Here is a 15,538-nt window from a genome sequence, read left to right on the forward strand (position 1 = left end):
GCTGCTTGTCAGCGCCATGCGTCCAGTGTCTCGTTCCACGGGCGCCGCGGCGTAAGGCCGGATCCCTCGGTCGGGTACCCGAGGCGGATGATCAACTGGGGCCACGCGTCGCGGCCGATCAGGGTCCGGACCTGGTCGCGCAGAGCCGGGTACTCGAGGGCCTGGTTGAGGAACGAGGCCGCCAGCTCGTAGGAAGTTGCCGTGAGCCACACTCGCTGCAGCGCCATGCCGGCTCGCACCCAGGCTCGCTCGTCGTCATCCGCGGTCGCGAGTACCGCGATGACCGGCGTCGGCTCGAAGGCTGCATGCTCGCGGTGGGGGATGTCGACACCCGCGGACAGGTCCCGGACGGCGCCGGCGCGGGCCGGCAACGGGCCGAGTACGGAGTCCGGAACGCCCTCGGCCGTGCGATCGCCGCCGATCCACCGCAGCCTCTCGTGCAGCCGGTCCTCCTCGTGAACGTCGCGGTCGTCGGCGGACCGGACGATCGGACCAAGACCTGCACGCTGCTCGTCGTCCAGCCAGCGCAGCTCCGCGTGTTCCGATGTCGCTGCCTCGATCAGCAGCTGCATCAATCTGGGCGACATCGGTCGGTCGACCATCGGGCCGCGATAGGTGAAGCGCCGGCTCACTTCGCCGTACAGGGAAGCGAGGCCCGCGACCGGAACCCTGCGGTCGGCCAGGAAGATCCGGACCACCACATCCGGTACGGCGGGATCGGGGTCGATCGCCAGCGTCGTCTCGTGGCCGAGCATGGCCGCGGCGACGCGGAGGTTGAAGGCCGCGGCGCCGAGACCGACACGGACGAATCTGTTGGACAGATCGGCTGCGGGCAGGGCGCGGTCGGTGTCCAGCAGGACGTCGATCACCGAGCCGTTGATCTCGAACCGCCAGGGTTGAGTGTTGTGCATCGAGGGTGCCTGTCCGGCGGCGGCGAGCATGATGCCCACCTCATCCTCGGTCACGAAGCTGGTCGTGCTCATGTCGATTCCTTCCGGGCCCCGCTGGATCAGAACTGATGCGCATGGTCGAGTTGGTGAACGCGGCGGACGACCGTGCCGAGGACCCGGATCACCGCGAGCGTCTCGTTGATGCGTAGCTCCAGGTGGGCGGTCTGGCCCGGCCTGACCAGCTCACGCTGGAGGTCGTCGAGCAGGTCGACCGCATGGGTGAGCTGGTCCGCCACCACATGCCCGTACGTCGTGGCCGGCGCCTCTGCTCGCAGTTGAGGAAGAATCCGGTCGCGGTAGGTAGTGACTGTTCGCTGTGCGGTGATCATCAGCCGCTCGCGTTGGGCCCAGTCGCCCGCCGCGTACTCGTCCTCGAGACGGGCAAGGTCATCGTCCCAGCGGTCGAAGTCACGCAGCAGTGCATCGGTTGCGTTCATTGTCGGTAGTCCTCCTCGACCTGACTCGGCGACGCATGAGTGGTTGCGTTCTCAGCCTGCTGCAGTACGCCGCCGGCGGGCAGCGGCATGGGTCCCGACTAGCCGGGTCCTTCGGCAGGTCCGGTGGTGACCGCGGTCTCTGCCGGTGTCGTGGAAGCGGCGGAAGGATCGAGGTGAAGGAGTCAGGGGAGAGGACATGACCATGAACACCGGCAACTGGCCGATCATCGTCGGCGTGGACGCTTCCTGGCGTGAGACCGGCGCACTCGAGTGGGCGGTGCAAGAGGCAGAGCTTCGGCACGAGCCGCTGCGTGCGATCCACGTCATCGACGAGGCGGTCCGTGGTACGCCGTACTGGTCGCCGATCGTCATCGACGACACCGCGACGAATCTGGTCGGCGATGTCCACTGGCACCTCGACAGCTCACGCAGCAGGTTGGACTACGACGCCGACCTGCGGGTGGGGGCACCTGCCGTCAAACTCGCCGAGGCCGCCGAGGGCAGCGCCATGCTGGTCGTCGGGCGGCGGGGCATGGGTGCCTTCAAGAGGCTGCTGATCGGCTCGACCTCCGAGGCGGTGGTCCACCAGGCGACCGTGCCTGTGGTGGTCGTACCGGACGGATGGAAACCGAACGACCACGCCGGTCCGGTCCTCATCGCGATCGACGACTCCGGTCAGAACTACGCGGCGATCGAGTTCGCGGTCGCGGCTGCCGAGGAGCGGCGGGTACCGCTGCGCATCGTGCATGTCTGGGACCTGCCCAACATCTACAGCTGGGACGCGATGAACGTCGCAGGGGTCAGCACCGAGTGGGCCGAGAACGCCCAGCGGTACGTCGAGTCCGTCGCCGACAAACTGCGCGTGAAGCATCCGCAGCTGACCGTCGAGGTCGATGTCCGCTGTGGCCACGCGGTCGATGGTGTGATCACTGCCGCGCAGGTCGGCGACGCCCAGCTGCTGGTCGTCGGTGGCCGCCGCATCCGCAGGGTCACGTCGATGCTGCTCGGCTCGGTCAGTCGCGGCGTGCTTCAGCATGCGACCTGCCCGATCGCGGTCGTTCACACCGCCTGACGAAGGGCACTGACGATGATTGTGATCATGCATGACGCCGGCGGACCGGAGTTGGTCTGGATCATGCTCGCCTTGACGGCTTGGCTGGCCGTGGTGGCTGGTGCCATAGCAATTGGCGTGCACCTGATCAGGCAGAGTCGGCCGGTGCCGCGGCGGCTTCCGTCGCCGCTCGACATCCTCGAGCGCCGGTACGCCGCTGGTGAGCTCGATCGCGATGAGTTCGACGAGGCCCGCGCTCGGCTGCGTGAGCACGACATCGATCTCTGAACCAGCCCGTGGGCGACGGGGCGCCCGTCGGGATCAAAGCGGCCCGTGAAGGAGGCCATGATGTCCGCGCAAATGCCCAAATCGCCTGAGCAAGCTAACGATCCGGGGTTGAGGCACCACCAGAGTGTGAGAGGCCGCGTTGCGACGAGCTCGAAGGTCTGGTTCGTCTGGATGGTCGGCATGTGGGTGGCGTTCTTCGTCCTGCTCCGAACGGATCGCCTGGACGCGCTCGCGAACTCGATCCAGGGCCTGCCGTGGTTCGCCGAGATCGTCGTCTGGTTCCTGTTCTTCCCCTGGGTGCTGGGTACCGCGGTCTGGACCGGCGACTTGTCGGAGTCGGTCCGCGTCCTCCTGGTCGTGATCTTCGCCGCCGGCTGGACGATCATCTCGATCCCACGCCCGAAGAAGCCCACGACCCCACGAGCCCGGAAGCCTGCAGACCAGTAGCGCCAGCTCACCGATCCAGCCGTGCTGGTGGCACGAAGTCCTGGTGAGGGCGCACGTTCGGCCCTCGCGGGAACTGTCGTTCGGAGGGATCGAGGGAAGGGAACGGGCGATGACCACCATCATCGAGCAGGGCACGACCGACCTGGGGCTGGACGAGGCGATCGTGGTCAGCGGCCTGTCGATCCACGGCATACGGATCGCCGACTTGCGGGTCCGTCGTGGCGAGGTCGTCGCTCTGGTCGGCCCGAACGGTGCGGGTAAGAGCACGGTGAGCCGGGCCGTCGTCGGAGCACGGCCGGCGGCCGAGGGGTCGGTGCGAGTGCTGGGCCTGGACCCCTTCGACGATCGGGACGAATTGAAGCTGCGTGTCGGCTTCCTGGTGAAGGACCTGGAGACGATGGGCTCGCTGAACTCCCGGGACGTGCTGGACATCTGTGCCGCGGTGCGTGACTGCACCGCTTCGTTCGCCCTGGAGCTCGCTGAACGGCTGCGCCTGGACCTGGATCGTCCGATGGGCCAACTGTCTCGCGGGCAGCTGCGCAGGCTGGGCCTGGTACAGGCGTTGATGCACCGGCCGGATGTCATCGTGCTGGACGACCCGATGACCGACCTCGACGACCACGGTCGCCGCGAGCTGGCCGTGGTGCTGCGCGACGTGGCGACAACCGGTACCGCGGTACTGATGACCGCCACCAGCGCCGACGACGTCGAGGGCTGCGCTACTCGGATCGTGCCGGCGAGCTGATCGCGCCGGCGATGCCGGCGGCCCAGTGCTTGATCAGCTTCCAGTCGCGAGAGTCGCCGGCCAGATCACCTCGGGCGAGCCGACGGGCCAGGAAGCCCTTGGCTGTCTGGGGATCGAGTCGTCCGGCGAACGTCATCACCGGTGGCGTACCGATGAGCCGGGCCGGCCGCCGGACGTTCATCGGCAGCTCCTGCTCCTGGTCCTTGTCCGGTCCGACGGGTCCGCTGTGGAAGAGCCAGACCTGCCGGTCGCCGAGCTCGTCGACATGCTTGCGGAGGAAACGCACCGCTTCCGGACGCCAACGGCGGATATAGATCGCGCTGCCGACGATCACCGCGTCGTACTCGGCGATCGACCCGACGTCAGCGACGTTCCGGACGTCGACCTGGTGACCGTGTTCGCGCAGCTCGTCACCGATCGCCTCGGCGATCTCGGCGGTCGCGCCCATCTTGGTGGCATAGGCCACGAGTACCTGTCCGGACATCGAAGCCCTCCAGTTCAAGTGCAGAGCCCGCCGCTCGTTCACGGCAGGTTCGGGACGGTCAGCTGACGTGTACGGCGATGACGCCGCGGACGGTGCCGACGACGGCTTCGGCCTGGTGGCGGGCCTGATCGCTGACCGGCCCGGACACTTTCACGACGCCGTCGTCGACCTCGACCCGCCAGTCGGGGTTGCGGTCGTGCAGTCGCCTGGCGACGTCGGTGCGGATCTGGGTGTCCCGCTCGGCGAGGAAGTGGATCACGTCGCTACGGCTGATCACACCGATCACCCGGTTCTCCTGGAGAACCGGCAAGCTTTTCACCATCGTGGCGCGCAGCAGGTCGATTGCGTCGTCCAGGACGTCGTCGCTGTGCACGCTCACCACCAGGCGCGCCATCACCTCGGCCACCCGGCGCGGCCGGGCGCTGGCCGACATCCTGATCGGAACGGACAGAGCCCGGTCATCCAATTGCAGAGCGTCCTGCATGAGGTCCGCCTCGCTCACCACGCCGACCAGGTGACCGCGGCGGTCGACCACCGGCAGCGCACTGATCTTGTGCTCGTCGAGCAGGTGGAGCGCCTCACCGACCGGGGTCTCGCCCAGTACCGTGATCGCCGGTGTGCTCATCAGGTCTTGGATCAGCATCGCAATTCACCTCATTCGGTTCGCCTGCTGCCATTGCACGCCGTATCCGGGGCTCGGAGCAGGGCCGAAGGTCACTGGCAGGCGGGTCACTCGGCGCCCCGACCGGGTCAGCGACCGACCAGACCTGCGGCGTGGTCGGGGACCTGTGTCTGCATGTCGCGCGGAGTGCGTTCATAGCCGCCGGATGGGGGCCGGGGTGGGAGCTCCAGCGGCGGGCGCTGCACCTCGTAGTACGGGACGGTGGACAGCAGGTGGGCGATCATGTTGATCCGGGCCGAGCGCTTGTCCTCGCTCTCCACCACGTACCACGGCGCCTCCGGGATGTCTGTGTGGACGAACATCTCGTCCTTGGCGCGCGAGTACTCCTCCCAGCGGGTGATCGACTCCAGATCCATCGGAGAGAGCTTCCACTGGCGCATCGGGTCGTCGAGCCGGCTGCGGAAGCGCTTCTCCTGCTCGCTGTCGCTGACCGAGAACCAGTACTTGCGCAGCAGTACGCCGTCCTCGACGAGCAGTCGCTCGAAGATCGGGCTCTGGTGCAGGAAGCGGGCGTACTCCTGGCTGGTGCAGAACTTCATCACCCGCTCGACGCCGGCCCGGTTGTACCAGCTGCGGTCGAACAGCACGATCTCGCCGGCCGCCGGCAGGTGCTCGACGTACCGCTGGAAGTACCACTGCGTCTGTTGCCGCTCGGTCGGCGCGGGGAGTGCGACGATTCGTGCGACCCGGGGGTTGAGGAATTCCGTCACCCGCTTGATCGTGCTGCCCTTGCCGGCCGCGTCGCGTCCCTCGAAGACCACCACGAGGCGCGCGCCCTCGACCCGCACCCACTCCTGCAGCTTGACCAGCTCGGCCTGCAGCCGCAGCAACTCACTTCGGTAGACCTTCTTCGGCAGCCGCCGGTCCTTCTTTCGAGCCATCACTGTCCTCCCTTGATCCGATAAGCGACGGGTACGTCGGCGGCCGTCAGGAGCTGGTCTCCAGAGGCGTCAGCGGACGATCGCGACGGGGCAGTGGGCGTGGTGCAGGACGCTCTGGCTGACCGAGCCGAGAAGGAGCCCGGTGAAGCCGCCGCGGCCGCGGGACCCAACGACCACAAGGCTCGCGGACTCGGCGGCGAGCAGCAGGGTGCGCGCGGCACGACCGGTCATCAGTCGGGTCTCGCACTCGACGTCAGGGTGATCCGCCATCGCGCCGGCCACCGACTCGGCGACCAGCACGCGGCCGGACTCCTGCACCGCGACCTCGTCGAACTGGAGCATCGTCTGGCCTTCGTCGAAGGTGAGGAACGGGCTCGTCCAGGCGTGGACAGCGATCACCCGCGCACCGAGCGCCTCGGCCTGATCGAAGGCGAAGTCGATCGCCTTCGCGGAAACCTTCGAGCCGTCCACGCCGACGACCACGGTCGGCTTCTCGAGCGCCCGTGGATGCACGTCGGGCGGCACCACGAGGACCGGGCACTGCGCGTGGGCACTGACCTGGACAGTCACGGAGCCGAGCAGGAGCCCGGTCGAGCCGCCGAGTCCGCGGGAGCCGAGGATGATCATCCGGGCCTGGGCGCTCTCCTCGATCAGTGTCTCGGCCGGCGTGCCTTCGGTCAGGACAGTCTCCACCTCGAGGTCCGGCTGCTGCGCACGGAGTCCGTCCGCGAGGGCGGCGAGCCCACCTTCCCGAGCGGTACGCACCGCCTCGAGCGGTACGACGGTCCCGGGTGTGGGACGGACTGTGATCACGAGCTCGAACACCTCGACGACGCGCAACCGCGCATGCAGCCGGACCGCCTCGGAAGTGGCCCAGTGCAATGCTGTGAGACTGGCGGGTGAACCGTCGTACCCTACGACGATCGGTGCGGTCTGTGACGACATCGTGCCTCCTCGACCTGGCGTGATACCTCGACTGTCCCCGACCGCGGCCGCGCACAGTAGGGCTCAAGGCCCGTATTCCTTCAGCCGCCTACTCCGGCGGGGGAGTGGGCCGGACGAACTCCGAGACCGGTCGGCGTGGGGTGGAGGACGGCGGGCGGGCGTGGCCGAAGCGGATCACCATGTCGGCGAAGCCGGCCTTGCCGGTTGTCCGCTGCACCTCCTGGCGCAGGTCGTCGTACTCGAGCGGCTGGTTCAGGAACGAGGCGGCGACACCGTGACGAGTCGCCGTCAGCAGGACGCGCTCCAGCGCCAGGCCGGCAGCGACCTGGTCTGCGGGCTCGTCGTGCTCGGTCGACAGCACGGCCAGGTTCGGGTGCTGCTCGAATGCCGCCTGGGCACGGGTCCGATCCGCTGGCCGGGTCCCCATGTCGCGGAACGCCGTCCGATAGCTGCCGGCTCGGGGCCCGAGTGCGGAGCTCGGGATGCCGTCGTCCGCACGGTCGCCGCCGACCCAGTGGGCCCGTTCGGCGCGGCGGTGCCAGTCACCGATCTCGCGCAGGTCGGTGTCGAGGAACATGTCGACGACGGTCTCGATCTGCTCGGCCGACAGCCAGGTGAGCTCGGCCCCTTCGGCCAGCGCGGCCCTCACCAGGTCGATCCGGGTCTCCTGGGCCAGCGGCGCGGTCCGGATCGGATCGCGGCTGGTGTGGCGGCGCGGGATCTCTGCGGACAGGTCGAGCAGCTGCTGGTCCGGCGTGTTGCTCGGCTCCAGCACGATCCGGGCGAGCAGGTCGGGTTCGTCCGCCTCCGGGGCCAGACCGAGCCAGGAGCCGTATCCCAGCGCGGCGGCCGCGCAGCGCAGGTTGAAGGTCGCCGTCCCGGCCGCGATTCGCATCGCCCGGCCGGTCGGATCCTCCGCCGGCAGTGTGCGGGCTCCGTCCAGGTAGATGTCGATCACCTGGTCGTTCACCTCGAACCGCCACGGCTGGGTGTTGTGCATGCTCGGCGCCGCCACCGCCGCGCGCAGCAGTACGTCGATCTGTTCTGCCGACAGCTGGATGTCCGACATGGGGGCCCTCCTCGACCTGCATCGGCGGCCTGAGGTGCCGCGTTCTCAGCGTGCCTGGATTCGGTCGGCCGCGGACAGCGGCAACGGTCCTGAAGGGTCGGGCCTTTCGGCAGCCCGGACGGTGACCACGGCCCCTGCCACGAACACCGACGGACGCCGGACGATCGAGGCAACCAGCAAGACGAAAGGACAAGATCATGACCACCACCCCGCAGCGGACGAACCTCGCGGCACCTGTGCTGGCGCCCGATAGCGACTCGCGCCCGGTCATCACGGTCGCGGCCGGCCGTGCGCTGGCCGTACTGCGGATCGCCTACGGACTCAGCTTCCTGTGGGCCTTCTTCGACAAGGTTTTCGGCTTCGGTTACGCCACCCCGGCCGGCAAGGGCTGGATCGACGGCGGCGACCCGACAGCGGGATTCCTGGGCAAGGGCACCAGTGGCCCGTTCGCGGACTTCTACCAGTCGCTGGTCGGTGACTGGTGGGTCACCCCGCTGTTCATGGTCGGCCTGGCCGGGATCGGTCTTGCGCTGACGCTGGGCATCGGGATGCGGATCGCGGCTGGCACCGGTGCGTTGCTGTACATCATGATGTGGACCGCCGCCCTGCCGCCGGAGAACAACCCGGTGCTGGACGACCACATCCTCGGTGCGATCACCGTTGTGGTTCTGGCCCTGGTTGCCGCTGGCAACGTGTGGGGCTTCGGCCGCTGGTGGGGCAAGCTCGACCTGGTCCAGCGCTACCCCTGGCTGCGGTGATCTGGATGCCGGCAAAGCCTGTGATCCACGTCGGGTTCGACAACTCCTGGCGTGACACCGGCGCCGAATGACCCCCACGGGCCGAAGGTCCCGCGGGGGTCAGCCATCTGTCACGCGACCAAGGGCACGGCGGCTCTGCCGCCGGTGCGTACTCGCTGAGACGCTCGAAATGTCAGAAGTGGAGGGACGTCATGAGCACCTGGGCACGGACCGGCCCCATCGCGGTGGAGGTTGACGGCACGGCGGAGGGTCTGCGGATCGTGGACTACGCCTGCATGGAGGCATTGCGGATCGGCGCCGAGTTGATTCTTGCTGCGCCGTACCATGCGCATGCGGCGCACTCGCCCATGCAGCCCGGCCAACTGCCGGAACCGCCGGCTGAGCTCGCCGACGCCAGCCTGCGCGCGGCTGTCGCGCACATCCGGCACCGCTACGGCTACGGTCTCCAGCTGAACGCGGTCTCGCAGGAAGGATCCAGGCAGCGGGTCCTGCCGACGATCGCCCGGCACGCCCGGATGCTGATCGTCGGACGAACCCGTGCGCGCGGACCGCAGCGCCTGCTTGCCGCGCAGGGCAATCTGTTCCTCGCCGGGCGGACCGGTTGCCCGGTCGTCGTCGTTCCGCTGTCCTGGCGGCCGTCGGCCGCCGACCGGAAAGTTGCCGTCGGCATCGACGGTACGCCGCTGTCGGCCGAAGCACTGGAGTTCGCCTTCAGGGAGGCCGCCGACCGGGAGGGCGATCTGATCGTCCTGCATGCCGGCGAGGACAAGGTCCGCGAAGACGCCGGCCACTCCTGGATCACCCGCGCCGACCACGCCATGTCCGAGGCACTGGCGCCCTGGGCAAGCGAGTTCCCGGAGGTCCGGGTGACGAGGTTCCTCACCGGCCGAGACGCGGTGGCGGCGCTGGTCCACGAGAGCCGGGAGGTGGGACTGATCGTGGTCGGTGCGCATGCTGGCCCACTGGCCATCGCCGATCCGGTCGCACGCCGTTCGGTGGCCGCGATGACGTGCCCGGTCGCGATCGTTCCCCATCACCCGACCGTCGCCGAGCGGGAACGGTTACTCGCGAAGCCCGTTCTGCGCGGCGAGCTCGTCGTACCGACCTACTGACAGGAATGACATACCACGGCAAGATCAACTACGAGTGGTGTGGGTATGAGCATCAAGGTTGGTATCAACCGCGACATCGTCGGTGATCCGTCGTTTGAAGGAGAGTTTTGTGGCGAACATGACGGACGGAAGCGCGAAATTCGTTGTCGTAGGCATCGACGAGACGTCGGAGAGTCAGCTCGCGCTGCGCTGGGCGGTCGCTGCCGCTGAGGCCCGCGGCCTGGGTGTCCGGGTCGTGCGTGCCTATCTGAATCAGGCCGTCCACTGGCCCGCGATCGATGTCGAAGGCCACGTTCCCACGCCGCCGGTCGACGAGTTCCAGGCCGAATTGGATGCCGCGGTCGCCTACGTCCGTGACCGGCTCGGGTACGACGCCGCGTCCGGCTGGCTGGCGTACGAGCCACCGGCCGAAGCGATTCTGACCGAATCGTCCGATGCGGAGCTCGTGGTGCTCGGATCGCGAGTCCACCACCGGCTGCAGGCGGCCGTGCTGGGCTCGGTGGTCACCTCGGTCACCGCCCGCGCTACCTGTCCGGTCGTGGTGGTCAAAGGCAATGCACACGACGGTCCGATCGTGGTCGGGACCGACGGCTCGGAGGACTCCGAGGCAGCGCTGGAGTTCGCCTTCGAGGAGGCAGCCAGGTCCCACGCGCCGTTGAGCGTCGTCTACTGCTGGCAGCCCTCGGACCGTCACGACCGTGCTGTCGAGGACACCGAGGCCTTGTTGCGTAATTGGCTGGCCGAGAGCCTCGAGCCGCTGCGCGCGAAGTTCCCGGCCGTCGCCGTACGGGCTGAGGTCGTCGGCGGCCGACCGGCCACCACCTTGGCGGAGCACGCCGGCGGCGCGTCGCTGGCCGTGGTCGGTTCACGCGGCCGCGGCGGAGTCCGCGGCCTCTTGCTTGGGTCGGTGAGTCAGAGCCTGCTGCACAGCGCCACCTGCCCGGTCGCGGTGGTGCGGAACCGCGCAGCCGCTCCTGGGAGTCCATGATCTCGTCGATCCGGCCGCGCGAAGTGCCTCAGTCGTGGGGCCGCTGGGCCCAGGGGACGAGACGGCGGCCGGTGACGGACTCGATCCCGAGCCGGATCAGGCGCGGGTTGCGCAGCGGTGCCCAGGAACGAAGCCGGATCTCGCGGGCGAGTTGTTCGGTCTCGTCGGACGGTACGACGGACAGATGCCCGACGGCCGTCACGGTCCAGCCGAGATGCCTGTCAAGATCGACGGCGTCCGCCTCGAAGGCGACGACGTCACCGCGTTCGGCAGCCCGCAGCTTGTCCCCGTCGGCGCTGGCGAAGACAACGGTGTTGGCGTCGACGACGAAATTGACCAGTCGTACGACGGGCAGCGCGCCGTCCGTGTAGACGAGGCGCCCCACCGACACCGAACCGAGCAGGCGCAGGCACTCCGCCCGCGTGAGGATCTTGAGGCCGGCGGTGTCGAAATGGTCGAGAGTCGTCATTGCGGTGTCCCCGGAAGCGGCAGTACTACGCTGGTCTGGCGGCGTCGGTCACCAGGCACGAACCCGTCGACCGCTGACCTGGGCGGGCTCGATCACCATGCACGTGTCGCGGGTGCCACCAGCCCATGGCTCGACGAGGTCATGGACCTGCGCAGCCTCGTCGTCGGTGGCCGGCCGGACGGTGCCGTTGACGAGTACGCTCCAGCCCTGGTGCATGCCTTCGTCGATGCGGTCGACCTCGAACGCGACCGGCTCCAGCGCGTACTGCGCGATCGCGGCGTCCTGGGCGGTACGGAACACGATGAGTTCGTCGTACAGGCTGAACGTCACCGGAACGACCATGAGTTGGTTGGCCGCCTGGTAGGCGATCCGGCCGATACCGCCGGTTTGAAGCAATGCGAGGCACTCCGGCCGTGGCATGCCCTGAAGGGTCGGATGGACGGGGCTAAGCCCTCTCGATGGTTGCTCCGGCGGCTCTGTGACCAGGTCGGACACGGTGGTGTCCAGTGCCTCAACGAGTCGGAGCAGGTCGCCGGCGGTCATCGCGACCGGCCGGCTCTCGATCTGGTCGATCGCCTCGATGCTGAGACCGGCTCGCCGGGCGGTGTCGGCACGGCTGAGTCCGAGCGCCATCCGCCGCTGCCGAACGCGCGTGGCGAGATCGACCGCGGGCTGGTGCGGGGTGGTGGTGTTCATCTTGAGTGCCTTCCTGGGTGCCGTACCGCCATCCAATCTCCGCCAGGGCCGGTCCCCCAGAGGACGAAGTCCCGGCCGGCGAGGACCGAGGGCCTTCTGACGGTCAGCGCCCGCCGGCGAACACGATCGGGCACCGGCTACGCTCCCGCAGGCTCATTCCGAGCGGTGTCGACAGCGGCCCTCCGATCACGAGGAGGTCCGTAGCCCGTGAGTAGCGGGCGAGGACCTCAGCTGGATCGCCGCGGCGGTAGTGAGTCCGGAACGTCACGGCTGGAAACTTGTCCGCCCAGCCGTCGAGAGCGTGGCTGACGAGTCGCCGGGCAGCCGGATACCAAGGCTGGTCGGCGATGCCGCCCGAGCCCGCCGGAACGTCGTCCAGGACGTGCACCAGGATCAGCTCGGCGCCCCGCGTCGCGGCGGCCTCGAAGGCGCACCCAACCGCTTCCTGGGACGCCGCCGACGCGCTGACGCCGACCACGATCAGTCCCTGAACCTGAGTGGGATCCCAACCGTCCGGTACTACGACCACCGGGCCGGCCAGCTCAGGCGGGACGACGGTAACAACAGTCGCCGGCTGCTCGCTCATTCTCCCATTCCACGTCGCCCCCGGCCAGTCGCCCAGGGCCAGAAGGCCCTGACCGACCGGGACCTCGGTAGGTCCACGCCATAGCAACTCACTGGCTGGCGGGCGTGATTCCGACTGCTACCAAGTGACGTTCGTCCGGGAGCGATGAGCTGTAGACGGTCTTGGCGAGGGTTACTTCGTGGCGCGGAGGAGGAGGTGGAGGGTGCTGTGGGTGGCTAGTCCGCCGAGGGCGGCGAGGGCTCGGAAGGTCAGGGGTACGTCGACGACGGTGGGTGCGTCGAAGTGGATCCGGAAGGCGATGTCCTGGCGGTGTTGTCCGGTGAGTTCGTGCGGTGGTGCGTCGAGTTTGACGCCCGGGACCGGCTCGGTCTCGATGGCCAGAGGGCCGGTGACGAAGCCGTCGTTGATCAGGGTGACGTCTATGGTGTGCCACTCGGCTGGGGTCAGCTTGCCGATGGGTGCGGTGGTTCGGGCGGCGTTGACGCGGGCCTCGGGGTTGATGGTGACTGCGATCGGTGCATTGGTTTCGACGGGGGCGGAGCAGCCGCACGCGTCTGCGTGGTGTGTCTGGTCCATCAGTCGGCCTCGCATTCGTCTCGCCGGGTGAGGTAGATGGCTTGGGCGGCGTCGTACGCCTCGCGTGCAGCTGCGCGTTCGGTGTCTCGGATGAATCCGGACTTGGTCTTCCACAGGGCGTCGACGGAGTCGTGCAACCACTGGGCACTGCGTCGGGAGGCTCGGATCGGTTGGCCGGCAATTTCGACGAAGATCGGCTGGGTGTGCACGCTGCGCAGGATCCGCATCGCTATCCAGGACGAGCGTTCCAGTGTCACGTCGAAGGCGACCTCGTGCTCGGTGCCGTCGGCCGGTAGCTCTTGCGTTGCCACTACGACGCCGTTCACCAGCACCTCGAGCAGGACGTTTCGGGTCTCGGCGAGCCGTGCCCGCTCCAGGTGCCAGCCCATGGGGGCGCTGTAGACCGGGCGACCTGCCGGTGGCGCGGGCGGCTGCTCAGGCAGCCAGGCGGCGACAGTTGCGCTGACGCTGACTTGGCCGGGCGTGGCTGCGGTGTGTTCGCGGCTGAGGTCGGCGTCGACGGCCAGGTCGAAGACGTGACTGCGGCCGTCACCGAAGTACGACGTACCTCCTTGCAGTCCGGTGATCCAGGCCTCCAGCGCCTGCGGGCCTTGCGGTGGTTCGGCCAGTCGTACGTACGTGCGTCCGACGCCCGGGCCTTCGTCGTACATGCAGGGATAGTCGGTCTCGCCGAGCATCAAGGTGCGGTAGCCGACGTTGAGCAGGTGGTACCAGATGTTGAGCTCGGCAGCGGGGGCGAACTGGCCACCGCATTGGAAGTCGGCGGCTCCGAGGGGTACGTCGACGATGATCTCGTTGGAGCCGATGCCTTGGAACGACGGGATGAGGTAGTTGGGGAGTTCGTCGGTGCCGACCGCGAGTCCGACTCCGCAGTGCGCGTAGCCGACCAGCGCGTTCTGTGCGTGTCCCCAGCGCATGATCGGCAGGTTCCACGACGGCCAGTCCTCGATCAGGTTGGTGCCGGGATAGTCCTGGTCGGTGAGTCCGAGCAGGATCACATGACCGGAGTGGCTGGACGGGAACCCGGACACCTCGACGTCGTACCGCAACAGACTCTCGCCGTCACGGTCAGTGGATCGCGGGACCCAGGTCATGCCCTGCGCTTCCTGCATGTCGGGGTATTCGAGCTCAGCCGGGGGACTGATCGACTTGCCACTGAAGAACTGCTTCTGGTGGTAGTAGCACGGCGCCCAGGCGAGCACGCTGCCGAGCCACAGTCCCTCACCGCGGACGTGCCGGATCATGGTCTCCGGGGTGACGCCTTCGGTGGGGACGCTGTAGTGCGAGCACCCGCCGGCGTGGATGTGTGGGTCGCCCGAGTAGTAGCCGTGGCTCGCGGGGTCGATCCATCGGTCGAGTGGGATCGGGATCGTCGTGGTGTCGGAGTCGACGGTGGCCTCGAGCCGGACGGGCCGGTACTCCGGGCCGCGCGCTGCGGAGATTTCGTACGGGCCATCGGGCAGGCGGATCACTTCGCCGGTCGCGCGGTACACGTGTTCGTGGAAGAACATGTCGGGCGCCAGCCGCATGCCCTTCGACGGGTACGAGCGCCCTTGCGCGTCGCGGACCGTGAGCGCGGCCATGCAGCTACTTCCGTCAGGCTCGCGGACGTCGAACTGGATGTCGCGGGCCGGCGCGCACTCGAACTGGAACGACGCGGAGTGGTCGCGGTCTTCGAAGGACGTCCGGAAGCCGGCGACGCCCTCGGGTGACCGGCTCAGGCTGTGATGGTTGTGTCTGTCCGCGACGCCGAGCATCAACCCACCCGGCAGTGTGCCGCTGTCCCGGCTGTACAGACTGATGACTTTGTACTCCGCCTCGAGACCGGACAGGACTCCGGATGCCGCGATCTTCGCCTCCAGCCAAGCGGTCTTGATCCGTGGAACGCTGGTCAGCGAATCGTGCAGCGCGATCCGCGCCGCGTGGCTCAGGTGGTCGATCACGCCGTACACGCCCTTGTTCAGCGCGAACAATTCCGCCTCGATCCGATGCGGGTTCGCGACCCGGACCAGGAAGCTACGCCAGCCGTGCTGGACCAACCGCGGCGGCGCCGCGCCGCGCGTGCTCATCGTCAACCCGTGCTCGTCGACGCGCGCCTCGACCAGCACGAACGGCCGCAGCAGCTCCTCGAGCTCGCGGCGCCGCTCCGCGTCGCCCGCCGAACTGCCGTCCAGGGCGGACAGCCGGCTGGTCACGTCGGCGGGCAATGGATCGCCGAGATCTTCCAGCGTCCGTACGGCGCGGATCGCCGAGGCGAGCAGGGGCTGTGCAGCGGGTTCAGACATCTGACCTCCTGAAGAACGTGCTCCTGTGACCAGTACATCCCAAGGCAACTGGTGGGCGGAGTGCCAGA

Annotated in this window: 19 protein-coding genes; 7 read left to right on the forward strand and 12 right to left on the reverse strand. The window is 68.3% G+C overall.

Going from position 1 to position 15,538, the window contains the following annotated elements:
* Positions 1–8: 8 nt before the first annotated feature.
* Both EV652_RS31075 and EV652_RS31080 read right to left on the reverse strand, forming a co-directional pair.
* Positions 9–983 carry an Acg family FMN-binding oxidoreductase gene (locus EV652_RS31075; protein ID WP_132212843.1) on the reverse strand — a complete coding sequence of 325 codons (975 nt, stop codon included), beginning with the start codon at positions 981–983 and terminating at the stop codon, positions 9–11.
* Positions 984–1,009: 26 nt separating this feature from the next.
* Positions 1,010–1,387: a hypothetical protein gene (locus EV652_RS31080; protein ID WP_132212844.1), complete on the reverse strand. Its 378-nt coding sequence runs from the start codon at positions 1,385–1,387 to the stop codon at positions 1,010–1,012.
* A 196-nt stretch (positions 1,388–1,583) separates the two neighbouring features.
* On the opposite strand from EV652_RS31080, the gene EV652_RS31085 reads away from it, so the two are divergent.
* From EV652_RS31085 to EV652_RS31100, 4 genes are all read left to right on the forward strand, one after another.
* The gene (locus EV652_RS31085; RefSeq protein ID WP_132212845.1) at positions 1,584–2,459 is read left to right on the forward strand and encodes a universal stress protein; all 876 of its coding nucleotides are present in this window, start codon (positions 1,584–1,586) and stop codon (positions 2,457–2,459) included.
* A gap of 27 nt (positions 2,460–2,486) precedes the next feature.
* Positions 2,487–2,726 (forward strand): SHOCT domain-containing protein, encoded by a 240-nt coding sequence (locus tag EV652_RS31090; RefSeq protein WP_206752101.1) that lies wholly within the window; start codon positions 2,487–2,489, stop codon positions 2,724–2,726.
* A gap of 126 nt (positions 2,727–2,852) precedes the next feature.
* Positions 2,853–3,173: a hypothetical protein gene (locus EV652_RS31095; protein WP_132212847.1), complete on the forward strand. Its 321-nt coding sequence runs from the start codon at positions 2,853–2,855 to the stop codon at positions 3,171–3,173.
* A gap of 109 nt (positions 3,174–3,282) precedes the next feature.
* A complete protein-coding gene (locus EV652_RS31100) occupies positions 3,283–3,918 on the forward strand; it encodes an ATP-binding cassette domain-containing protein (RefSeq protein ID WP_132212848.1) in 636 nt (211 codons plus the stop codon).
* On the opposite strand, the gene EV652_RS31105 is transcribed toward EV652_RS31100, so the two are convergent.
* The 5 genes from EV652_RS31105 to EV652_RS31125 all read right to left on the reverse strand — a co-directional run bounded on the left by EV652_RS31105 (position 3,893) and on the right by EV652_RS31125 (position 7,979).
* Positions 3,893–4,402, reverse strand: a complete 510-nt coding sequence (locus EV652_RS31105; protein ID WP_132212849.1) for a flavodoxin domain-containing protein — start codon at positions 4,400–4,402, stop codon at positions 3,893–3,895. The two genes, EV652_RS31100 and EV652_RS31105, sit on opposite strands and share 26 nt — an antisense overlap.
* A gap of 58 nt (positions 4,403–4,460) precedes the next feature.
* The gene (locus tag EV652_RS31110; protein ID WP_132212850.1) at positions 4,461–5,045 is read right to left on the reverse strand and encodes a CBS domain-containing protein; all 585 of its coding nucleotides are present in this window, start codon (positions 5,043–5,045) and stop codon (positions 4,461–4,463) included.
* Positions 5,046–5,152: 107 nt separating this feature from the next.
* Complete coding sequence (gene ppk2 / locus EV652_RS31115; protein ID WP_132212851.1) at positions 5,153–5,965, reverse strand: polyphosphate kinase 2; 813 nt, start codon at positions 5,963–5,965, stop codon at positions 5,153–5,155.
* Positions 5,966–6,034: 69 nt separating this feature from the next.
* The gene (locus tag EV652_RS31120; protein ID WP_132212852.1) at positions 6,035–6,910 is read right to left on the reverse strand and encodes a universal stress protein; all 876 of its coding nucleotides are present in this window, start codon (positions 6,908–6,910) and stop codon (positions 6,035–6,037) included.
* Between the two features lie 88 nt (positions 6,911–6,998).
* Entirely contained in the window at positions 6,999–7,979 is a 981-nt protein-coding gene (locus EV652_RS31125; protein WP_132212853.1) for an Acg family FMN-binding oxidoreductase, read from the reverse strand.
* Positions 7,980–8,176: 197 nt separating this feature from the next.
* On the opposite strand from EV652_RS31125, the gene EV652_RS31130 reads away from it, so the two are divergent.
* From EV652_RS31130 to EV652_RS31140, 3 genes are all read left to right on the forward strand, one after another.
* Positions 8,177–8,737 carry a hypothetical protein gene (locus tag EV652_RS31130; RefSeq protein WP_132212854.1) on the forward strand — a complete coding sequence of 187 codons (561 nt, stop codon included), beginning with the start codon at positions 8,177–8,179 and terminating at the stop codon, positions 8,735–8,737.
* A 191-nt stretch (positions 8,738–8,928) separates the two neighbouring features.
* Positions 8,929–9,849, forward strand: a complete 921-nt coding sequence (locus EV652_RS31135) for a universal stress protein (protein WP_132212855.1) — start codon at positions 8,929–8,931, stop codon at positions 9,847–9,849.
* Positions 9,850–9,967: 118 nt separating this feature from the next.
* Positions 9,968–10,837, forward strand: a complete 870-nt coding sequence (locus EV652_RS31140; RefSeq protein WP_242002139.1) for a universal stress protein — start codon at positions 9,968–9,970, stop codon at positions 10,835–10,837.
* 28 nt (positions 10,838–10,865) lie between these two features.
* Here the strand turns inward: EV652_RS31140 and EV652_RS31145 are convergent, their stop codons facing one another.
* The 5 genes from EV652_RS31145 to EV652_RS31165 form a co-directional block, all read right to left on the reverse strand.
* Positions 10,866–11,306 (reverse strand): pyridoxamine 5'-phosphate oxidase family protein, encoded by a 441-nt coding sequence (locus EV652_RS31145; RefSeq protein ID WP_132212857.1) that lies wholly within the window; start codon positions 11,304–11,306, stop codon positions 10,866–10,868.
* A 48-nt stretch (positions 11,307–11,354) separates the two neighbouring features.
* Entirely contained in the window at positions 11,355–12,002 is a 648-nt protein-coding gene (locus EV652_RS31150; protein WP_132212858.1) for a helix-turn-helix domain-containing protein, read from the reverse strand.
* Positions 12,003–12,105: 103 nt separating this feature from the next.
* Entirely contained in the window at positions 12,106–12,588 is a 483-nt protein-coding gene (locus tag EV652_RS31155; protein ID WP_132212859.1) for a universal stress protein, read from the reverse strand.
* A gap of 171 nt (positions 12,589–12,759) precedes the next feature.
* Positions 12,760–13,164: a hypothetical protein gene (locus EV652_RS31160; protein ID WP_132212860.1), complete on the reverse strand. Its 405-nt coding sequence runs from the start codon at positions 13,162–13,164 to the stop codon at positions 12,760–12,762.
* On the reverse strand, positions 13,164–15,470 hold the full coding sequence (locus EV652_RS31165; protein WP_132212861.1) for a CehA/McbA family metallohydrolase: 2,307 nt from the start codon (positions 15,468–15,470) through the stop codon (positions 13,164–13,166). The genes EV652_RS31160 and EV652_RS31165 overlap by 1 nt, the downstream gene beginning before the upstream one ends.
* Positions 15,471–15,538: the final 68 nt, after the last annotated feature.

This window comes from Kribbella steppae (assembly GCF_004342025.1).
Classification (GTDB): Bacteria; Actinomycetota; Actinomycetes; order Propionibacteriales; family Kribbellaceae; genus Kribbella; species Kribbella steppae.

What these genes read in the sequence shown, in the direction of transcription:
- EV652_RS31080 (WP_132212844.1), bottom strand. Translation starts at nt 1,387, where the DNA reads ATGAACGCAACCGATGCACTGCTGCGTGACTTCGACCGCTGGGACGAT.
- EV652_RS31135 (WP_132212855.1), top strand. Translation starts at nt 8,929, where the DNA reads ATGAGCACCTGGGCACGGACCGGCCCCATCGCGGTGGAGGTTGACGGC.
- EV652_RS31085 (WP_132212845.1), top strand. Translation starts at nt 1,584, where the DNA reads ATGACCATGAACACCGGCAACTGGCCGATCATCGTCGGCGTGGACGCT.
- EV652_RS31150 (WP_132212858.1), bottom strand. Translation starts at nt 12,002, where the DNA reads ATGAACACCACCACCCCGCACCAGCCCGCGGTCGATCTCGCCACGCGC.
- EV652_RS31110 (WP_132212850.1), bottom strand. Translation starts at nt 5,045, where the DNA reads ATGCTGATCCAAGACCTGATGAGCACACCGGCGATCACGGTACTGGGC.
- EV652_RS31075 (WP_132212843.1), bottom strand. Translation starts at nt 983, where the DNA reads ATGAGCACGACCAGCTTCGTGACCGAGGATGAGGTGGGCATCATGCTC.
- EV652_RS31145 (WP_132212857.1), bottom strand. Translation starts at nt 11,306, where the DNA reads ATGACGACTCTCGACCATTTCGACACCGCCGGCCTCAAGATCCTCACG.
- EV652_RS31130 (WP_132212854.1), top strand. Translation starts at nt 8,177, where the DNA reads ATGACCACCACCCCGCAGCGGACGAACCTCGCGGCACCTGTGCTGGCG.
- EV652_RS31140 (WP_242002139.1), top strand. Translation starts at nt 9,968, where the DNA reads ATGACGGACGGAAGCGCGAAATTCGTTGTCGTAGGCATCGACGAGACG.
- EV652_RS31100 (WP_132212848.1), top strand. Translation starts at nt 3,283, where the DNA reads ATGACCACCATCATCGAGCAGGGCACGACCGACCTGGGGCTGGACGAG.
- EV652_RS31125 (WP_132212853.1), bottom strand. Translation starts at nt 7,979, where the DNA reads ATGTCGGACATCCAGCTGTCGGCAGAACAGATCGACGTACTGCTGCGC.
- EV652_RS31105 (WP_132212849.1), bottom strand. Translation starts at nt 4,402, where the DNA reads ATGTCCGGACAGGTACTCGTGGCCTATGCCACCAAGATGGGCGCGACC.
- EV652_RS31165 (WP_132212861.1), bottom strand. Translation starts at nt 15,470, where the DNA reads ATGTCTGAACCCGCTGCACAGCCCCTGCTCGCCTCGGCGATCCGCGCC.
- EV652_RS31160 (WP_132212860.1), bottom strand. Translation starts at nt 13,164, where the DNA reads ATGGACCAGACACACCACGCAGACGCGTGCGGCTGCTCCGCCCCCGTC.
- EV652_RS31090 (WP_206752101.1), top strand. Translation starts at nt 2,487, where the DNA reads ATGCATGACGCCGGCGGACCGGAGTTGGTCTGGATCATGCTCGCCTTG.
- ppk2 (WP_132212851.1), bottom strand. Translation starts at nt 5,965, where the DNA reads ATGGCTCGAAAGAAGGACCGGCGGCTGCCGAAGAAGGTCTACCGAAGT.
- EV652_RS31155 (WP_132212859.1), bottom strand. Translation starts at nt 12,588, where the DNA reads ATGAGCGAGCAGCCGGCGACTGTTGTTACCGTCGTCCCGCCTGAGCTG.
- EV652_RS31120 (WP_132212852.1), bottom strand. Translation starts at nt 6,910, where the DNA reads ATGTCGTCACAGACCGCACCGATCGTCGTAGGGTACGACGGTTCACCC.